At 65.1% G+C, this 3,162-nt stretch carries 2 protein-coding genes; both read right to left on the bottom strand.

The window, feature by feature from the left end; all coding sequences use genetic code 11:
• The coding region (locus C8P69_RS23245) for a L,D-transpeptidase family protein (RefSeq protein ID WP_108179800.1) at positions 1–908 on the bottom strand (908 nt) is incomplete at its 3' end.
• A 50-nt stretch (positions 909–958) separates the two neighbouring features.
• The gene (locus tag C8P69_RS23240; RefSeq protein WP_108179799.1) at positions 959–3,148 is read right to left on the bottom strand and encodes a heavy metal translocating P-type ATPase; all 2,190 of its coding nucleotides are present in this window, start codon (positions 3,146–3,148) and stop codon (positions 959–961) included.
• Positions 3,149–3,162: the final 14 nt, after the last annotated feature.

Here is a 3,162-nt window from a genome sequence, read left to right as displayed (position 1 = left end):
ATGTCCCTGAAGCTGCCATGCATGCCGCCGTCGGTGAATTCGACGCGGATGGCCGGCAAGCCGGTCGCCACGAGCTGCCGCACATCGGCATCATCGGTTTGCCGCCTCGCGAGGACAGCCGCCTCAATCGTCGCATCAAGCTGCAACTCCGGACACGGTCGCAGCGGATCCAGTCGCGTCGCCTGGTCTGAAGCGCGCGCATTGAAACGGTATCGGCCGCCACAGGTTGTAACTTCGGGAGGGCGCTGCGACGCGAGGAAATGATCGTTGCCCTCGCGCAGGTTGGTCCAGAACGCCTGGTGGGTACTGCGGCGATGCCGCGCGAGATTGCGCGGGGTCATGCGGAAGGGAAACGACTGGACCTGAAAGCTCTCCGCACCGGCTGCAAACGCCTCCCGCGCCACCGCGTAGACCTCAGCGACACCGGCATCCGTCATGGCAAAGCAACCCGACGAGGTGCAGGCGCCATGCACCATCAACGAGGTGCCCGTGAACCCCTGGGCGCGTTCCAGCGTGTTGGGAAAGCCGAGATCGAAGGAAAGATGAAACTGCGAGTTAGGGTTCATCTGCTGGCGTCGGACGGTGTAAAAGCCCTCCGGCGCCTGCCGGTCCCCTTCCCGTCGCTTCGGACCGAGCTGTCCCGACCAGCGGCACAGGGGATAAGTCTTGAGCAGGACATATCGCCCGCTGCGGTCCCGCTTCCAGAGCTCGAGTTCCGATTCCTCTTTGAAAATGCGGATCACGATCGGGTCGGCCGGGGTCATCCCCCTCCCCTGCATCTCGGTGAGCAGCGCTGCGGGTATCGGCGCGAGATCCCGACGTTCCGACACCGTTGACGAGCAACCCGTCAGCGCAATGGCGCCGGCTGCCATTGTCCCGAAGAGGACCGCGCGGATGTGCGTACGCATGTTCAAGGTCTTCCAATCAACGGCGGGAAACTGTGCGTTGGCTGATACAACTACGGCCGATCGGACGCAAAGAACGGTTGCGGTTCGGATCTGCCTCTCCACGCGAGAATCCGCATGGCGTTGGCCGTCACCAGAACCGTTGCGCCGGTATCAGCGAGGATCGCCGGCCAGAGGCCCGTTACCCCGAGGACCGTGGTGACCAGGAACACCGCCTTAAGCCCCAGCGCGATCGTGATGTTCTGCGCGATGTTGGTCATGACCGTTTGCGACAGGCCGACCATGTTGACGATATCGAGAACGCGGCCATGCAGCACGGCCGCATCGGCGGTCTCCAGCGCGACGTCAGTTCCGCCGCCCATGGCAATGCCGATATCCGCCGCCGCAAGCGCTGGCGCGTCGTTGATGCCATCGCCAACCTTGGCGACGATCGCGCCGTTGCTTTGCAACTCCCGCACTATGGACTGCTTATCCTGCGGCAGCAGTTCAGCGCGGACCTCAATGCCGAGGGACGCGCCGATCGCCTCCGCGGTACGCCGATTGTCGCCGGTGAGCATCACTGTACGGATGCCGGCGGCCTTCAGGGCGGAGAGCCCCACGATGGCGTCCGCGCGCGGCTCATCCCGCATGGCAATCAACCCGGTCAGCTGATCGTCGACCAGCAAGACCGAGACGGTTTTGCCCTGCTCGTTGAACGCGACGATGCGCGCTGACTGCTCCGGCGACAGTGCGGTTCGTTCGGCTGCGGCCGAAGGCGAGCAGAGCAGTACCGTTTTGCCCCCTACTCGGCCGCTGACCCCTTTGCCTGCCAAGGCCTTGGCATCGTCCGCCGGCGGAATCGGGACACGGTCGTCCTTGGCGCGAGCGAGGATCGCCACGGCCAGCGGGTGGTTTGATCCGGTCTCGAGAGCCGCGGCGAGAGACAGCACCTCGCGCTCGGCTACGCCGATGGCCACCACATCCGTCACAACCGGCTTGCCCTGGGTCAGGGTGCCGGTCTTGTCGAACGCCACTGTGGTGATTTTGCGCAGCCCCTCGAGCACCGCGCCGCCCTTGAGCAACAAACCCCTCCTGGCGCCAGCTGACAGGCCCGCGGCAATCGCAGCCGGTGTCGAGATGACCAGGGCGCAGGGGCAGCCGATCAAAAGAACGGCCAGGCCCTTGTAAATCCAGTCGGGCCATGAGGCCCCCGCCATGAGCGGCGGGAGCACGGCAACAAGCGCGCCGGCAACGAGCACCGCGGGCGTGTAGTATGTCGAGAACCGATCGATGAAACGTTCTGTTGGCGCCTTGCTCTCCTGCGCCTCTTCGACCAGCCGGACGATGCGCGCAATGGTGTTGTCGGCCGCCGCTGCCGTGACCCGAATGCGCAGGACGGCATCGGCGTTGATCGTGCCTGCAAAGACGATATCGCCGACGCCTTTGCGCTTGGGTGTGCTCTCACCGGTCACCGGGGCTTCGTCAATGGAACTGCTACCGTCGAGGATCTCGCCGTCGGCCGGGATGCGGTCGCCGGGACGCACCACAATCACGCCCCCGACCGCGAGCAGCTCGGCCGGGACTTCCCGCGTCTTCCCGTCTTCCTCGAGCAGCGCGGTTTTGGGCACCAGGGTAGCCAGGTCGCGGATGCTTGCGCGGGCACGGCTCGCCGCCACGCCTTCCAGCAGCTCGCCGACCAGGAATAGGAAGACCACGGCGGCAGCTTCCTCGACAGCGCCGATGATGATGGCGCCCACTGCGGCGATCGTCATCAGCATCTCGATTGAGAATGGCGTGCCGGCGAACGCCGCTGACCACGCCCGCCGGGCGATAGGCACAAGCCCGATCATCATCGCCGCGAGGAACGCCCAAGTCTCGATCCGTTGCAGCAGCTGACCGGCGACGTACGCCAGCACCAGCGCCACCCCGCAGCCGATCGTGAGCAGTGCCTTGGGTTGCTTCCACCATGCTTCGTCGGTGCGGCCACTCTCCCCGTGCGGAGCTTGTCCCGCGCCGATTGCATGTGAGGGTGTGTCCTGCGCGTCTGCAGGCTCGATGCTGTAACCCAACGACTTGACCTGCCGCTCGACCGCGGCGGCACCGTGCGCATCCGCAAGCATTACGGTGAGCGTGCCGCTGGCGACCGAGACGCCAACCTCATCAATACCCGGAAGGCGCCGCACAGCGGTTTCGATCTTGGTAGCGCATGACACGCAGTCCATTCCGCCGATGCGGTAACGGGCTCTAACTGCTGATGGCGACATCCATTTTGGCTTTC

It is taken from the genome of Phreatobacter oligotrophus (genome assembly GCF_003046185.1).
Lineage (GTDB): Bacteria > Pseudomonadota > Alphaproteobacteria > Rhizobiales > Phreatobacteraceae > Phreatobacter > Phreatobacter oligotrophus.
The sequence above is the reverse complement of the archived record's forward strand: the minus strand, read 5'-3'. Positions and strand labels throughout refer to the sequence as shown.

Coding starts and splice junctions, on each gene's coding strand:
- C8P69_RS23240 (WP_108179799.1), bottom strand. CDS start 3,148: ATGTCGCCATCAGCAGTTAGAGCCCGTTACCGCATCGGCGGAATGGAC.